The 17,145-nt window shown below is 40.1% G+C and carries 12 protein-coding genes; 10 read left to right on the top strand and 2 right to left on the bottom strand.

All coding sequences use genetic code 11. The features are described from left to right. Window positions 1-292: 292 nt before the first annotated feature. The 8 genes from LB467_RS06760 to LB467_RS06795 all read left to right on the top strand — a co-directional run bounded on the left by LB467_RS06760 (window position 293) and on the right by LB467_RS06795 (window position 11,590). A complete protein-coding gene (locus LB467_RS06760) occupies window positions 293-1,933 on the top strand; it encodes a TldD/PmbA family protein (RefSeq protein WP_224473273.1) in 1,641 nt (546 codons plus the stop codon). A gap of 93 nt (window positions 1,934-2,026) precedes the next feature. After that, the gene (locus tag LB467_RS06765) at window positions 2,027-3,340 is read left to right on the top strand and encodes a TldD/PmbA family protein (RefSeq protein ID WP_224473274.1); all 1,314 of its coding nucleotides are present in this window, start codon (window positions 2,027-2,029) and stop codon (window positions 3,338-3,340) included. Window positions 3,341-3,668: 328 nt separating this feature from the next. Then, on the top strand, window positions 3,669-4,286 hold the full coding sequence (locus LB467_RS06770; protein WP_224473275.1) for a DUF4159 domain-containing protein: 618 nt from the start codon (window positions 3,669-3,671) through the stop codon (window positions 4,284-4,286). A gap of 101 nt (window positions 4,287-4,387) precedes the next feature. Then, a complete protein-coding gene (locus LB467_RS06775) occupies window positions 4,388-5,401 on the top strand; it encodes an AAA family ATPase (protein ID WP_224473276.1) in 1,014 nt (337 codons plus the stop codon). A 95-nt stretch (window positions 5,402-5,496) separates the two neighbouring features. Next, window positions 5,497-6,393 carry a DUF58 domain-containing protein gene (locus LB467_RS06780; protein WP_224473277.1) on the top strand — a complete coding sequence of 299 codons (897 nt, stop codon included), beginning with the start codon at window positions 5,497-5,499 and terminating at the stop codon, window positions 6,391-6,393. A gap of 1 nt (window position 6,394) precedes the next feature. Continuing rightward, window positions 6,395-7,648 (top strand): BatA domain-containing protein, encoded by a 1,254-nt coding sequence (locus LB467_RS06785; protein WP_224473278.1) that lies wholly within the window; start codon window positions 6,395-6,397, stop codon window positions 7,646-7,648. Then, window positions 7,645-9,858, top strand: coding sequence for a tryptophan-rich sensory protein (locus LB467_RS06790; protein ID WP_224473279.1), 2,214 nt, complete (start codon window positions 7,645-7,647; stop codon window positions 9,856-9,858). The genes LB467_RS06785 and LB467_RS06790 overlap by 4 nt, the downstream gene beginning before the upstream one ends. Further along, window positions 9,848-11,590, top strand: coding sequence for a hypothetical protein (locus LB467_RS06795; RefSeq protein WP_224473280.1), 1,743 nt, complete (start codon window positions 9,848-9,850; stop codon window positions 11,588-11,590). The genes LB467_RS06790 and LB467_RS06795 overlap by 11 nt, the downstream gene beginning before the upstream one ends. Before the next feature lie 25 nt (window positions 11,591-11,615). On the opposite strand, the gene LB467_RS06800 is transcribed toward LB467_RS06795, so the two are convergent. Next, window positions 11,616-12,041 carry a hypothetical protein gene (locus tag LB467_RS06800; RefSeq protein WP_224473281.1) on the bottom strand — a complete coding sequence of 142 codons (426 nt, stop codon included), beginning with the start codon at window positions 12,039-12,041 and terminating at the stop codon, window positions 11,616-11,618. 5 nt (window positions 12,042-12,046) lie between these two features. After that, complete coding sequence (locus tag LB467_RS06805) at window positions 12,047-12,598, bottom strand: hypothetical protein (protein ID WP_224473282.1); 552 nt, start codon at window positions 12,596-12,598, stop codon at window positions 12,047-12,049. A gap of 218 nt (window positions 12,599-12,816) precedes the next feature. Between LB467_RS06805 and dinB the strand changes: the two genes are divergently transcribed. Then, window positions 12,817-14,034 carry a DNA polymerase IV gene (dinB, locus tag LB467_RS06810; RefSeq protein WP_224473283.1) on the top strand — a complete coding sequence of 406 codons (1,218 nt, stop codon included), beginning with the start codon at window positions 12,817-12,819 and terminating at the stop codon, window positions 14,032-14,034. Further along, window positions 14,034-17,006 (top strand): DNA polymerase III subunit alpha, encoded by a 2,973-nt coding sequence (locus LB467_RS06815; RefSeq protein ID WP_224473284.1) that lies wholly within the window; start codon window positions 14,034-14,036, stop codon window positions 17,004-17,006. Before dinB ends, LB467_RS06815 begins: the two co-directional genes overlap by 1 nt. The last annotated feature ends 139 nt before the right edge of the window (window positions 17,007-17,145 follow it).

Consider the following 17,145-nt stretch of genomic DNA (forward strand, 5'->3'; position numbering starts at 1 on the left):
AAAGCGGGATATTTACAAGCTCAATAGAACCTGGCCGAACAGAGGTTTTCTAAATAGAACCTCTTTTACCTCTCCAAAATATTAACACCTAATCCTTCCTGCTTTTTTCAAAACTTCAACCCATCTTCTAATTGGCACGAAAGTTTAAAAAAAAATGCTATTTTAGGCTTTTATTAAGAATAATGGCTACAGAATTGGCTTTATGCCAATTTTTAATAATCTAAGCTGGATTTGATGCTTCTTTTCTTAATATTTCAAGCAATTCATTCAATCACAAAACATAAAATTTTTTATGAAAAGAAGAAAGTTCGTTCAATTAACCGGTATGGGCGCAGGGGCTTTAATGGTTCCTTCCTATTTAATGGGAAGTAATATTTCTGCCGAAGCACTTTTGCATCCCGGTATGGATATCCTAACCAAAAGAAAGCTCGCCGATGTAGCCTTAAATACAGCTAAATCCCTGGGCTCTACTTATGCAGATGCCAGGATAGGCCGCTACCTTAACCAGTATGTTTTTACCCGGGAAGATAAAGTTCAAAACGTGGTAAATACCGAATCTTTTGGTATTGGAATTCGGGTAATTGCTAACGGTACCTGGGGTTTTGCCTCTACCAATAGCGTTACCGAAGAAGGAATTATGAAAGCCACGCAGCAGGCAGTAGCCATTGCCAAGGCAAATTCTAAAATTCAAAAAGAACCGGTAAAACTGGCACCCGTGCAATCTCACGGCGAGGTTTCCTGGAAAACCCCCATTAAAAAAGATTTTAAAGAAGTTCCGGTTTCAGAAAAAGTAGATTTATTACTCAGCGCTAATGCTGCTGCAATGGATAACGGGGCCAATTTTGTGAATTCAGCGCTTTTTATGGTGAATGAGCAGAAGTATTTTGCATCTACCGAAGGTTCATACATAGATCAGGATGTACATAGAATTTGGCCAACTTTTGGGGTAACGGCTATAGATCGTGAAGCCGGAAAATTCAAATCCCGTGATGCGATGAGCGCTCCAATGGGAATGGGCTATGAATATATGGATGGCCTGGAATCTGAAAAACTGGAAGGCCCTTCGGGATTGAGGTTGTACCGCAACAGTTATGATATGGTAGAAGATGCCACTTTGGCCGCAAAACAAGCCAAAGAAATGCTTTCAGCTAAATCTGTAGAGCCCGGGAAATATGATTTGGTGCTAGAACCTAATCACTTAGGTTTAACCATTCACGAATCTGTAGGTCACCCTTTAGAACTGGATCGTGTGCTTGGTTATGAAGCCAATTACGCCGGTACCAGTTTCGCAACTTTAGATAAATGGAAATCTGGAGATTTCCAGTACGGTAGCGATATTGTAAATCTTGTAGCCGATAAAACCCAGGTAGGTTCTCTTGGAGCCGTTGGCTTTGATGATGAAGGTGTGAAAACTAAGAAATGGGATCTTGTTAGAAATGGAGTTTTAACCAATTACCAGGCTATTCGTGATCAGGTGCATATGATAGATCAAAATGAATCGCACGGCTGCTGTTACGCGCAGAGCTGGAACGATGTTCAGTTTCAACGTATGCCCAATGTTTCTTTAGAACCGGGTAAAGAGAAGTATTCTATAAACGATATGATTAAAGACGTGGAAAAAGGTATTTATATCGCCGGGCGCGGTTCTTATTCCATAGATCAGCAACGCTATAATTTCCAGTTTGGCGGTACGGTGTTTTACGAGATCAAAAACGGGGAAATTGTGGGAATGTTAGACGATGTGGCCTACCAGTCCAATACCCAGGAATTTTGGAATTCCTGTACCAAAATCTGCGATAAGAGCGATTACCGTATGTTCGGATCTTTCTTTGACGGAAAAGGCCAGCCTTCTCAGGTTAGCGCAGTTTCCCACGGAAGTTCTACCTCCAGGTTTAATGGCGTAAATGTGATCAATACGGGTAGAAGTGTTTAATCAAGCTTTACTCGATAATCGAAATTAGAGTTTTATCCTATACGGCTTCGTGGGCTTGCTCCGAGGTAGTTTACTAAAAAAAGAAATATAGAAATGGCAATATATACCAAAGAAGAAGCCAGGCAAATAATGGAGAAAGCAATGAGCTTTTCTACCGCAGACGCCTGTGTAATTAATATGGGAGGTAGCGAAAGTGGAAACATTCGCTATGCCCGAAATACGGTTTCCACTTCCGGGCACCGCTCCAATCAAACGCTGGCCGTGGAGGCTAGCTTCGGAAAAAAATCAGGAACGGCTACCGTAGATGAATTTGATGATGAATCGCTGGAGAGTGTAGTGAAAAGGGCAGAGGAGTTGGCGAAACTTGCTCCTGAAAATCCGGAGTTTATGGTTCCGCTTGGTCCGCAGACATACGATGATTCTATAAGTTTTGTGGAATCTACCGCGAATATTACGCCGGAACTCAGGGCAGAAGTAGCTGCAAAAAGTATTGATCCTGCTTCTGAAAAGGACGTGACCGCAGCCGGTTTCCTTAACGATTCTTCTGGCTTTAGCGCGATGATGAATTCCAATGGGCTATTTGCTTACAACAAATCTACCGATGTGGATTTTACGGTAACCATGAGGACGAATGATGGGACCGGCTCCGGCTGGGTAACCCGCGACTTCAACGATGTTAATAAATTTGATGCTGAAGAAGCAGCAAAAGTAGCTATAGACAAAGCGGTTATGTCCCGTGAAGCAAGGGCCATAGAACCGGGAAAATACACCGTGATTTTAGAACCGGCAGCTTCAGTAGATTTACTTCGGAATATGACTGGCTCATTTAATGCCCGTACTGCAGATGAAGGCCGAAGTTTTATGTCTAAAGACGATGGTACCAAAATGGGTGAAAAAATCGTAGATGAACGCGTAAATATTTGGAGCGATCCTCTACATCCAGATGTACCAACCTCTACCTGGAACGGCGAGGGAATGCCGCTTAAAAAAATGAAATGGATAGAAAACGGAGTGGTTAAAAACCTTGCTTATAGCCGATACTGGGCAGGGCAGCAGGGAGTAGATCCGGTGCCATTCCCATCTAATTTTATTATGGAAGGTGGCGACGCCTCACGGGAAGAACTTATAAAAAGCACCAAAAGGGGTATTCTGGTAACCAGGTTATGGTACATTAGAAGTGTGGATCCGCAAACCTTATTATATACCGGACTTACCCGTGACGGAACGTTTTACATAGAAAACGGGGAAATAAGATATCCCGTTAAAAACTTCAGGTTTAACGAGAGCCCGATAATTATGCTGAACAACCTGGAAACTCTGGGCGAACAGGTAAGGATCAACGGAAATTTAATTCCATATATGAAAGTAAGGGACTTTACCTTTACCAGCCTTTCAGACGCAGTTTAAAATGTAGAGATGTTAAAAAACTGGTTGTAGTGAAATATTCATTACAACCAGTTTTATTTTTTTTATAAAATTTTGAAGGTTTTATTTTTTTGCAGACCTACAAGATTTCAGAAACCTTGCAGGAGGTTTAACTGAATTACTTATTTTTCGATAAAAATAAATCAAAAATTGTTTTTTACTTTTCTGAAGTTTCAGGGTCTAATTAGAAAAGAGGAAGTTATTAATTAGGAAAGGACCTGAAGATCATTCGTGAATTCGTGGCGACAAAAATCATTATACATGATATAATCTACATTATACAGTTTTAAAAACTACATTATACAACAAAATGAATAGCTTTTTCTTTACCAGGCTTCAATATGAATCGGGAGATTGGGATGTGGATCAAAGGATGCCCTCTAATTTGCTGAATTCCCTGGTGGAGTACACCACGCTGGAAGTTGACACAAAAGAAAATATTGTTCCGCTTAGTAGTGACGAGATTTTTAAATGCCCGTTTTGTTATATTTCAGGACATAAATTAGTGCAGTTTACCACGAAGGAAAGAGAGAATTTTGAAAAGTATATAAGAAACGGCGGCTTTGTTTTCGCCGATGATTGCAATCACGATATAGACGGACTTTTCGCCAAATCCTTTGAACGCCAAATGGAAGATATCTTTGGACCGGGAGAGTTGGCAAAGATCCCAAACGATCATGAAATTTATAATGTCTTTTTTGAATTTGAAAACGGTCCGCCAACCACTTCGCAGGAATTGAACGGCTGGGGAGATGACCTGGTGCACGAATATTTAAAGGCTATTGTTATAAATGGAAGGATTGGCGTGCTTTACAGTAATAAAGATTATGGTTGCGAATGGGATTACGATTTTAGGAACAAACGATTTTACAAAATAGATAATACCCGGTTTGGGGTGAATATCGTGATGTATGCACTTACATCTTAGCCAGCATGATGCTGGACGCAAAAATTAGCAGGGTTATTACGATTTTTAGCCTGTGATGAATTCCCTTAGTAAGGAGTTTAAATTTATAATTAGAAGAAATTATGGATCAGCAATTAGCCGATTTAGACCAGGAGGTAAAAACGCTTACCGGTAAACTTAAAGAACTTAAAACCGAGATTGCCAAGGTAATCATAGGGCAGGAAGAAACCGTAGACCAGTTACTTATTACTTTTCTGGCAGGGGGGCATGCCCTTTTGGAAGGTGTTCCCGGTTTGGCGAAAACCCTTATGATACGCAGCCTTTCCCAGGCGATAGACCTGAAATTTAAAAGGATTCAGTTTACCCCAGATTTGATGCCGTCAGATATTATTGGGACTGAAATCCTCGAGGAAGACCATACCACGGGTAAGAAATTCTTTGAATTTAATAAGGGACCAATTTTTGCGAATATCATCCTGGCCGATGAGATTAACCGTACACCCCCAAAAACCCAGGCCGCACTTTTAGAGGCCATGCAGGAGTTTGAAGTAACCTATTCAGGTACCACTTACGAGCTGGAGCGTCCGTTTTTTATCCTGGCAACGCAAAACCCTATAGAACAATCGGGGACTTTTCCCTTACCGGAAGCACAGCAGGACAGGTTCCTTTTTTATATAAAAATCGGTTATCCTACCGAAGCTGAAGAAAACCAGATTTTAAAACATACTACAGGTTCTAAAAAAGCGACGATCAAGCCCGTGCTTACGGGAGCTGAAATTTTAAGACTTCAGGAACTGGTGAGGGAAGTGCCCATTAGTGATGAGCTTATTTCTTATGTAAATAAACTTATTCGCGCAACCCGGCCTGAAAATAGCAGCAATGAATTTGTAAAAGAATGGGTAAGCTGGGGAGCAGGACCAAGGGCAGGACAGGCTTTAATCTTAACCGCGAAAGCCAGGGCCTTGCAGCAGGGTAGGCTGGCCGTTACTCCTGAAGATCTGGAGCATTGCGCTTATCCGGTTTTGCGTCACAGGGTGATCGTGAATTTTAAGGCAGAGGCAGAGGGAATAACTTCAGATGAAGTTACCGGGGAATTAATGAAATCTATATTTCCGGCAGAAAAAGCGAGAAAATAAGTAAACTGCCTCACAGCAAGCACAAGAGGCATTTATAGTGAAGAATTGTTTAATTTTCGAGGTAAGCCTCGGAGCATCTAAATCTCGATTATCGAGTGAAGCAGGATTATCAGCAGTTATTAAAACGGGCGGTTATTAACAGCGTGAGCGGCCTGGCCCTTATCGCCCGGGTTATTGTAGATGGTTACCTTTCAGGATTAAACCATAGCCGCAGGCTGGGGCCAGGAATGGAGTTTAGCCAGTATCGCGGTTACGAACCCGGGGACGATATGCGCCTGCTGGACTGGAAAATGCTGGCCCGTTCCGGGAGGTATTACATCAAACAATCTGAGGTAGAAACCAATATTTCGGTAAAATTTATCCTGGATGCCAGCAATTCCATGCAGCACCGCGAGGATGGAATTTCCAAAATGGAATATACGCGGGTTTTAATAGCTTCTTTAGCCTGGCTCGCCCAAAATCAAGGCGATGCCGTTGGCCTATTTGCTTTGAACGATAAGGAATTGCACGCGCTTTATCCCCGGGTTCATAAAAAGCATTTTAATCGATTACTGCAGGAATTGATCAATATTAAAACTGAAGGAAAATGGCCTAAAAACCCGAAAGCAGCTGAAAAATTGCATGATAGAAGCCATAAAGAACTTATTTTCTTTATTTCAGATCTGCACGAGGAAACTTCGGAATTGACTAATGTGATCACCAAATTAAAAACCCCCAGGAATGAAGTAGTTGTTTTGCACCTGCTTGGGAAAAATGAACTGGAATTTAACCACAAAGGTTCTCTTACTTTTGAAGACCTGGAAACCGGTGCGCGAATGGAGATAGACGCCAAAGAAGCCCGGGCACAATACCTGAAATCCCTCGAAAAATCGATTAAAACCACCAAAGAGGTTATGCTTGCTAACGCGATTAGCTATCAGCTTTTACGGCTTGATGAGCCAATTGGGGAAGCGCTACAATTGCTATTGAAGAAACGCAACAATTTAATGTAATATGTTTTTCCTTAATCCTTCATTCTTATGGGCTTTACTGGGACTCGCCGTTCCGGTGGCAATACATTTATGGAGCAAAAAACAGGGGAAAACCATAAAAGTTGGCAGTATAAAATTTTTGCAGGAATCTGATTCCCAGAAAAGCAGGAGCATAAAATTAAACGAACTCTGGTTATTGTTACTCAGAATGCTCATCATTACAATTTTGGTATCTATTTTGGCTGAACCCCGCTTAAATTATAAAACCGAAAACTCACCCATCACTTATTTAGTAGAATCTTCTTTGCTCTCTTCTTCGGAAGTAAAAACCCTTACCGATAGTTTAGATAATACCGCTGAGGTACGTTATTTACAAGCTGGTTTTCCTGAATATCAAACGGAAATTCCGAAAATCCCTTCTGAAACCCCAAATTACTGGCAACTCGCTGCGGAAATGCAAACTTTAAAAACCGATAGTGTCGTGGTTTTTACCAATGCTTTTTTAAGTGGGATTAAAGGAAAACGTCCTGGAACTGGCAAAAACATTAACTGGATCAACCTCAATTCAGGTGAGACAGAAACCAATCTGGTTGGGGCGGTAAAAAAAGGTGATAGTGTGGAGTTTATTTCAGCGATAAGCGATGCCGAAGGCTTTAAATTTCAGAAAGAAAAACAAAATTTAACTGTTGAAAATAAAAAAAATGAATTAGAAAATTTTCCTGTAGTGGAAATGGATTCGCTGAGGATAAATATTTTTTCCGAAGAAGAATTTAAGGCAGAAAGCAGGTATTTGAAAGCTTCATTTTCTGCTGTTGCGAAGTACGTGGAACAACCAATTGAAATTAGATTTTTTAAAGAGGATAATTTTAAGCCGGCTTCAGATGAATTATTGGTTTGGTTAAGCCAAAAACCTGCACCACAGAGCGAAGGGAAAATTTTAAAATTCCGAAGGGATACTTTGGCAAATTCATTAATTGAAGCCGGGAAATCTAAAAGTGAATACTATTTAACCGACGAATTAACTTCAGAAAATATTGTGGAGGAGCATTTAGCCGAGCAGCTTATAAAAATGCTGGACCTCTATTCTGAAATTGAAAGTGAAGCAGAAAAATATGACCGTCGGGTAATGAATTTGGGACTTCTAAAACCAAATTTTGAAGTCGGTTTGGAACCGATTAAAAACCGGAAGGGAAGGGATATCTCCAAATATTTATGGATACTATTAATAATCCTGATATTATCAGAAAGAGTGCTGGCTAGATATAGAAAACAATGAGTAGAAAGGGAAAAGACATATTAAAAAGGTTTCAAAAACGCTGGCAGTTTTTGCTATGGCTGGAAGTTTTCCTTTATGCCACCAGTTCCGCTGTTTTTGTTTGGTTCCTTTCTTTTAGTTTGCTCCTGAGTATTTTTACTGCTATACTTGTTTTTCTGATCGTAATGGTTTTAGAAAGGCCCTGGAAAATCGATTTAAAAAGGGTGAGCAAATTTATTGACCAGAAGTCGAATAAACTGGAATACAGCAGCGGATTATTATTGCAACCAACCGAAGGGCTACCGGGATTGGCTAAACTTCAGCAGCAAAAAGTGGCAAAAGAAGTCGAAGGCGAAAGTAAAAAAATACAGCCGGAAAATAACTTGAAAACCGTTGCGATAACTTCCGTAGTGATGATTGGAATTGGCTTTTGCGCATTTTATTTTGGATTAACTGAGAGCTACCTTTCAAAAGAAAAAAATATTCCGGAGGAAGAAATTATAGTTTTTAGACCTATAGATTCCACCTTTATAAAATCAGAAGTCCCGGTTTTAAAAGAGCAACAGCTAACTATCAATTATCCCGCTTATACGGGCGCTACTGCTTCCATCTCTTCTAAAATGGATATTAAAGCCGTAGAAGGCTCGCGGGTGAGCTGGAAACTTGGTTTTGAAGGCGCGGTAGACAGCGTAAGCATTGAAAGTATGGGCAGGCGCCGTCCCTTAAAAAACAACAATGGCGAATATAGCGGAAGTTCGGTTTTAGAAAATTCCGGGTTTTATAATTTCAGGTTTACCGATACAGCGGGGAACGCATATGTTTCAGATCTTTTTGCGATAGAAGTTACCAAAGATAAAGCGCCGGTAATTCTGCTGGAAGATTTAAAGCAGTTTACCTCTTTTAATTATGATGACAAAAAATTGATCAATTTTAGCGCTTCTATTACCGACGATTTTGGTGTTGCCGATGCGTATATTATCGCCACGGTGAGTAAAGGAACGGGGGAATCTGTGAAATTCAGGGAAGAAAAATTGAGCTTTAATAATTCTGTAATCCGAGGTAAAAAGAAGCTGAATTTGGCTAAAAATATAAATCTGGATCAAATGAAAATGGAGCCCGGGGACGAACTCTATTTTTACGTGGAAGCCCGGGACCTTAAACAACCGCAAGCCAATATTGCCCGGAGTGAAACCCATTTTGCAGTGATAAAAGATACCGTGGATTATGGTCCCGGCGTTGAAGGCGGACTTGGAGTAGACCTAATGCCCGATTATTTTAGGAGTCAACGGCAATTGATTATAGATACGGAAAAACTGATCAGCCAGCGCGACGAACTTTCCAAAGAAGAATTTAATACTACCAGCAATAATCTTGGATTTGACCAAAAAGCGCTTCGGTTAAAATATGGTCAGTTTATGGGTGATGAAGCTGAAGGTGGTATGGAAACCGGAGGTGAAACTTCGGGAGAGAATAACGAAGATCCATTAGCCGATTATACCCACGATCACGATGGCAATAATGAACACAATCTGGTTGAAGAAGATGAGCACGACCACGGTGAAGACCCGGATGAGGAAGACCCGTTGGCTGATTACCTGCACAATCACAGCGATCCCGAATCTTCTACTTTGTTTACCGATAATTTAAAAAGCAAGTTGCGGCAGGCGCTGAATATAATGTGGGATGCCGAGCTGCACTTGCGGCTTTACGAGCCAGAAAAGTCATTGCCATTTCAATATGAGGCCCTGGAGCTTATCCAGGAGATAAAGAACAGCGCGAGGATTTATGTGCACCGCATAGGTTTTGATCCGCCACCAATTAAGGAAGATGCCCGGCTTTCTGGAGAACTTGAAGAAGTTGATAATTTCAGTAAAAAAGAAGAACTGGAAGAACCCGATAAATATCTTTTTATTAGGGAAAGTATTTTAAGATTAGAGGAGTTGAAAGCTTTAAGTTCCGAAATCTCTAAAAACGACCGGGAACTCTTTGAAAAAGCTGGAAATGAGCTGGCGGAAAAAGCAATATCCGAACCCGGCAAGTATTTGAATACATTGCAGCAGTTAAAACGCCTTGCTGAAGAAGAACAAATTGGGCAGGGACTTTTAGCTGAAGTACAGAAAGGCTTGTTACAGGCACTTCCAAAAGACAGCCCTGAACCCGGAAAAAGAAGCATTTTTGGCGGGAAACTCAACGATTTATTATTAAAAGAACTGGAATTGAATGGGCAGTAATCTAACGTTTTTAAATAATACCTGGTTCTGGCCGGTACTTATCTGCTGGCTTATTTTGTTGTTGGTTTTTTGCTGGAAAGAATGGACGCAATCTGGAGAAAAACGTTTAATTCTGAAGATTTTCCTGGCATTTTTAGCGGTTTCTTCTTTGGCTTTAATAGCCTTAAAACCTGCTATTCCAAAAGAAATAAAAGAAGGAAGCTATTTAATTATTACTGAAAATTTTAAGCAAAAACAGCTGGATAGCCTAAAGAAGGAATATCGAAAAATCAAGGTAATTGATTATCGTAAAAGCGAGGTTTTACCAGGGCTGGAAAGTTCGAAAGAAATCTTTGTTTTGGGGAGCGGAATAAAGGATTATGATCTATGGCAGTTTAAAAACCTGCCGGTAACCTATTTGCCCGGGGAAACCGCTTCCGGGATTATAAAACTAAATTATAAGCGGCAAAATCAGGTTGGAGATAAGCTGGAAGTAAGAGGTGAATTTTTAGCACCAAAACCTGAAAACCGACTGGTTTTAGAAGATGCCGGTGGGATTTCTGTGGATTCTATTGTTTTTCCTTTGGAAGAAAATACAAACTTTAAACTTTCAAGCGATTTAAAAGTTGAAGGGAATTATGTTTTTAGCCTTACTGAAAAGGATTCTTTGGGGGAAATTCTAAATCGAAATCCTTTACCGGTAAAAGTTGATAAAGAAGAAAATTTAAGAATTTTAATCCTGAATTCTTATCCTACATTTGAGATCAAATACCTAAAAAACTTTTTAGCCGAATCGGGTCACGAACTCGTAGTAAAAAACCGCATTACCACCGGCAGGTTTAAATTCGAATTTTTTAATACAGAAAGAGTAAGTATAGGAAGGTTAAAAGAATCGAATCTGGAAGATTTTGAGCTACTTATTGTAGATACGGGAGCTATTAGAAACCTTTCTTCCGCAGAAAGAAATGTGCTGCAAAATTCGGTTAGGGAAGCAGGTTTAGGGTTTTTAATATTGGGTAAAGCCAATATTTTAAATGGGTTGGGCGATTTTTCTGTTTTTGAACCACAGCGGGTTTCAGCTACAGAAGCGGTATTGGATGATCTTCCGGGAATTATTGTAAGCAGGCAGCCTTATCAGCTAAAAAAGGAGTTTGGTTTGGAAGAGATCCAAAGATCAAATTCAGCAGTTTTAAGTGCTTATAAACGTTTGGGGCAGGGCAGGATTGGCACCACATTATTGGAAAACACCTGGCAATTGCAACTTGAAGGAAAGCAGGAAGCTTATCAACAAATCTGGGCTGAACTTTTAGGACAATTGAGCAAAAGGGAATTAGTAACCACCGACTGGCATCCGGAAACTGAATTCGCGTTTAAAGACGAACCTTTTGAATTTCAGATACGGAGTTCAATAGAAAACCCGAGAGTAAGAGATGAAAATAATTATCTAATCCCGCTAAAACAGGATTTAAATAATTCAGAATTATGGACCGGAAAAACCTATCCGTTGGAAACGGGTTGGCAGGAATTAAGCATAGAGCAGGATACTACTTCAGGCTTTAATTATTTTGTACATAAATCCGATGACTGGCAGGCTTTAAAATCTTACCAAAGCTTGCAGGAAAATAGCAGGTTTTTTTCGCAGCAAATCGTAGAGGAAGAGTCGGTGAAAATGCCAGTTGCTATAAATCCCTTATGGTTTTTCGGCTTATTTCTAATCGGGATGGGCGGTTTGTGGTTAGAGCCTAAATTGTAAAAACACCAAATTTCCGCAGAAAAAATTATTTGTTTTTTCGGGAAGTTCTATAGTTTTTAATCTTCTTTAATTTTTCACTTTTTGAAACCACTGCCAAACTCAAAGAAACCAAAACAGAAATAGCCGCTGTGGTTCCTAAGGCTCCGCCATAACCCTTAAAAAACGTACTTGCATTTAGGTAGATGATAGAAAAGATAAATCCTGAAAAACCTACCAATAAATAGCTGGGAAGTATTTTTGAAGAGACCATTCCTATAAAAGTGGCTCCAATAAAAACGATAGGGATATTTTTGGTTAAATATGGAGTAAAAATCTCAGGGAAAAAATGAAAAAATAAGCCTACCAAAAGCGATAATCCGGCTGAAGCGCGAACAGCCCCCTGACCATATTTATTATTCACCACATAAGTAAGCATGGCAGAAATAATACCGGTAAAAAAAAGGATACTCATTTCCATCAAAACAGGGTATATAAAATTATTGAAGAAATCGCGATACTACTAAAAGCGATGGTTCCCAGTTTACCGCCAAATCCGTTGAAAATGTTTTTAGAGAGAATAAGAATACTACCCGCGATAAAGCCCGCGAATAAAATAAACTTTAGGTTAGGCGCTACGGTGGCAGAAGTCATTCCCACAAAAGCCCCACAATAAACAGCCGGCGGCACTTCTTTTAAAAGTTTTGATTTCTTATTTATTGAGGGCACAAAAGAAGCCAGGGTACCTATAAGTCCGGCGGCGATAACCGGGCCAAATTTTAGTTCAATATTTATAAAAAATGTACTGAGTGCGCCGGTTACTACAAATAAAATAAGATAGAGATCTTTTATAAAATAACGCTCTTCCTCACGGGGGGCTTTAAAATAAGCGACGCTTATCAATACCGAAATTATCCCTAAAAATAGTAGCACCAAAGGCGCATTCATCTTGTCGAAAAATATAGCAAACAGAAATGCGAACTGCATTAGGATTAGAATAGAGAAAGACAGTCTTCTGAATATTTTCGTCATATCTCAGGCTTGGAGCTTAATTTTTTAAGTCGCCAAAATTACTAAAACTATAAGGTTTAGACTGTTGAATTTTAAAAATTAATAGAGCTTTTCCTTTTCTCTTTTTCAGAATAATCAAGCTGAAAAATTCTTTTCAAAATTTAACGGAGCGGAATTATTTTGAGTTCAGATATTTTATAAATTTGGAAAAAATCCTATAAAAAGGAAATAATCCAAATATGAAAAATAAGTCTATCTTACATCTGGACCTGGATACATTTTTTGTTTCGGTAGAGCGCTTGAAGCATTCCGAATTAAAAAATAAACCCCTTATCGTTGGGGGAATGGGCGATCGTGGGGTAGTGGCGGCTTGTAGTTACGAGACGCGAAAATTTGGAGTACACTCGGGAATGGCCATGAAAGTAGCCCGGCAGCTTTGTCCGCAGGCCACCGTAATTAAGGGTAATGCGAGTACTTATACCAGGCATTCGCAAGAGGTTACCGAAATTATTAGAAGCAAGGTGCCAAGTTTTGAAAAAGCCAGTGTAGACGAGTTTTATGCCGATTTGAGCGGAATGGATAAATTTTTTGGGATCAACCAATTTGCCCGGGAGTTAAGGCAAACTATTATAAAGGAAAGCGGTTTACCGATCTCTTTCGGACTTTCGCAAAATAAGGTGGTGTCTAAAATTGCGACAGGTGAGGCCAAACCCAATGCCGAGATCGTTATTGCGCAAGGAGGGGAGAAGGTTTTTCTTGCGCCTTTAAGCGTGAATAAGATCCCGATGGTGGGGAATAAGACGTTTCAAAAGTTACTGAATTTAGGTGTTAGGGACATAAAGACCATACAGGAAATGCCGGTGGAAATGCTGGAGAGCGTTTTAGGAAAGGCGGGGAGAACAATCTGGAAACGCGCTAACGGCCTGGATGATTCGCCAATTATCCCATATCACGAAAGAAAATCTATCTCTACCGAGCGCACTTTTGGCCGGGATACCATAGATATGGTACGCCTTCATGCCACGCTGGTAGCGATGACCGAGAGCCTGGCGTACCAGTTACGCCGGGGCAGTAAACTTACCAGCGTGGTGAGTGTGAAGATCAGGTATTCCGATTACCAGACACATTCCAAACAGGTGAAGATCTCCTATACCAGTGCCGATCATATCCTTATCCCTAAAGTTGAAATGCTCTTTAAACAACTCTATTCCCGACGCTTGTTGATTCGGTTGATCGGTGTAAAATTCAGCGGACTTGTAGGTGGAAATTACCAGATCAACCTGTTTGATGATTCTGAAGAAATGCTGAATTTATACAATTCTATAGATAAGATTAAGGAACGTTATGGGGAACACAGCGTGATGCGCGCGGTAACCCTGGGCACCAAAACCATTGGTCGTATGGAGAATCCGTTTAACGGCGAACCGCCCATCGTGCTCGCCCATAGAAAACAATAATGATCTATTTAAACTGCCATACCTGGTATTCGTTACGCTACGGGACTTTTTCGGTAGAAAAGCTCTGTGAGCTCGCCCAAAAATTTAAAGTTGAATCTTTAGCGCTTACCGACATCAATAATACTTCAGGCTGTCTTAATTTTATAAAAATCGCTTCGGAATATGGCATCAAACCAATAACAGGTATAGATTTTAGAAATAGGGCAGAACAGCAATATGTGGGAATTGCAAAGAATAATGAAGGTTTCCGGCAGTTGAATGCGCATTTATCACAGCAACTTCATTCAAAAAAAGAGTTTAAACCTGAAGCTCCCGAATTACCTGATTGTTTTATTATTTATCCTTTTGAAAAAGTTGTAGCTAATAAAAAGTTCAGTTTCAAAGAGAATGAATTTATTGGAGTTTCCGTAGAAAGTCTGCGGAAACTTAAATTTTCAAAATACCTGGAATTTAAAGATAAACTGGTGTTGCTGCAAAGCGTGAGTTTTAGGAATAAGCGCGATTATAACGCGCATCGTTTGTTACGTGCCATAGATAATAATACGCTGCTTAGTAAGCTTCCCGAAAGCGAACAGGGATCTTTTACCCACCAAATGATGCCTTCAGAAATTATTGCATCGGAATTTGAGGATTATCCGCACGTTTTGGAAAATACACGGAAACTGGTAAAAGCCTGCCGGGTCGATTTTGAATTTGGAAAAGAACAAAATAGAAATCTACTGGTTTCAGGCGAAAGTCCCGAAGCTGATGTTGCCCGCTTAAGAAAATTATGTAATGAAAACCTTTTAAAGCGTTATCCTGAGGCTAAGAAAAAAGTTTTGGAACGGGTAGAAAAAGAGCTTAAGGCTATTATTAAACTTGGCTTTGTCTCTTATTTTTTGATCAATTACGATATTGTAAGCTATGCCCGGTCGCGAAATTTTCCATTTATAGGGCGGGGGAGTGGTGCAAATTCTATTATAGCCTATATTATTGGGATTACTAATGTAGACCCCGTTGAGCTGGATTTGTATTTTGAACGTTTTATTAATGAAAGTCGAAGTTCCCCACCCGATTTTGATATCGATTTCTCCTGGAAAGACCGCAACGAGGTGACCGATTTCATTTTTAAAAATTATGAATTTACCGCTCTTATGGGAACTTATGTAACCTTTAAGAGACGTGCGGTAGCCCGGGAACTGGGGAAGGTTTTTGGTTTGCCTAAAGAAAATATCGATAAACTTTCGGCAGGGTTTTTCAGTATAAATGAGCTGGATAAATTAGAGAAACTGGTACTTCGGTATAGTGCATTAATTGAAGGTTTCCCTAATTATTTAAGCGTGCATTCCGGCGGGATTTTGATCCTTAATGACAGCGTGTATAATTATGCCGCGACTTTTTTACCGCCCAAGGGTTTTGAAACCATCCAGATAGATATGAATATTGCGGAGGATGTGGGAATCCATAAATTTGATATCCTCGCCCAGCGCGGACTTTCGAAAATCACTGATGCTATTGAAATTATAAAGGAAAATCAGCCAAACGCTGAAATTGAGGATATTGAAAATATCAAGGCTTTTAAAGAAGATCCGGAAATCAATAACCTGCTTAAAACCGGGGATTGTATGGGAGTTTTTTATGTAGAATCCCCGGCAATGCGCGGCCTGCTTACCAAACTACAAACCGATAATTATTTGAACCTGGTGGCGGCGAGCTCTATAATTAGGCCCGGAATTTCCAGCGGGGGAATGAAAGAAGAGTATATAAAACGCCATCGCGATCCTTCGCGAAGAAAAATGGCTCATCCCGTGATGCTGGAAATTATGGAAGACACTTACGGAGTTATGGTGTACCAGGAAGATGTGATGAAAGTGGCTCATAAATTTGCCGGACTTAGTTTTGAAGATGCCGATGTATTGCGTCGCGGAATGAGTGGAAAGAAAACTTCTAAAGGTCAAATGGAACGCATTGAAGCGAAATTCAGGGAAAATTGCAGGCAAAAGAATTATAATGAAAAGATTATTGATGAGGTTTGGGAGCAAATTTCCTCATTTGCCGGGTATGCATTTCCCAAGGGACATTCGGCTTCCTATGCGGTAGAGAGTTACCAGAGTTTGTATTTAAAAAAATATTTTCCGCTGGAGTTTATGGTGGCCGCGCTTAACAATGGCGGCGGATTTTACGATGTGGAAACCTATATCCAGGAGATTAGAAAGTGCGGTGGGAAAGTTCATCCACCCTGCATTAATAAAAGCGATCATCCCAGTAGTATTTTTGGGAAAGATATTTATTTGGGCCTGGGTTATATCAAAGAACTGGAAACTAAAACCGTGCAGCAAATCCTGGAAAATCGTCAGTTTTTTGGCATATTTAAGTCCTTTGATGATTTTATAGACCGGGTGCGTATTTCTATAGAGCAACTGAGTATTTTGCTGAAAATTGATGCTTTTAGGTTTACTAAAACAGATAAGCATCATTTGCTCTGGAAAGCCCATTTTAAGCTGAATGCCACCAAACCGGCGGTTAAACAGGAAAAATTATTTGCCACACCCCACCGGGATTTTGAACTTCCACAGTTTGAATATTCAGCATTAATAGAAGCATTTGACCAACTTGAGTTGCTGGGTTTTCCGCTTTGTTCACATTTTAAATTGCTTAAAAATCCTATAGAAAAGTCAGTAAAGGCGAGAGATTTAAAAGATTATGTGGGGAAGGAAATATTGGTCTATGGTGCGCTAATTACCGCCAAAAAAACCGGAACTTCTAACGGCAAATATATGTATTTCGGGACTTTTTTTGATAAGGAAGGCGATGTGTTCGATACGGTGCAATTCCCAGCTACCGCAGAAAAATATCCGCTGCGCAGCAAAGGAATTTATAAATGCTACGGTACCGTAAATAATGATCTGGATTATATCTCGATCAGCATAAAATGGCTGCAACGCCAGGATACTTTGACTGATCCCAGGTTGGTGGGGTACCAGTTTTCTTAGGATTAACTTGACCGTCATCCTGAGGTCTGAGATAAAAAAGTTTTATCTAGCGGAGGGAAATGACAGATAAATATGATATTATTGAATTTATTAATGAGGCTGAAATAGATTGGTGTTCTGTTCTTTTTCCATTGATGAA

Origin of the sequence: Salegentibacter tibetensis, assembly GCF_020164485.1 — a bacterium.
In the GTDB taxonomy this organism is placed as follows: domain Bacteria; phylum Bacteroidota; class Bacteroidia; order Flavobacteriales; family Flavobacteriaceae; genus Salegentibacter; species Salegentibacter tibetensis.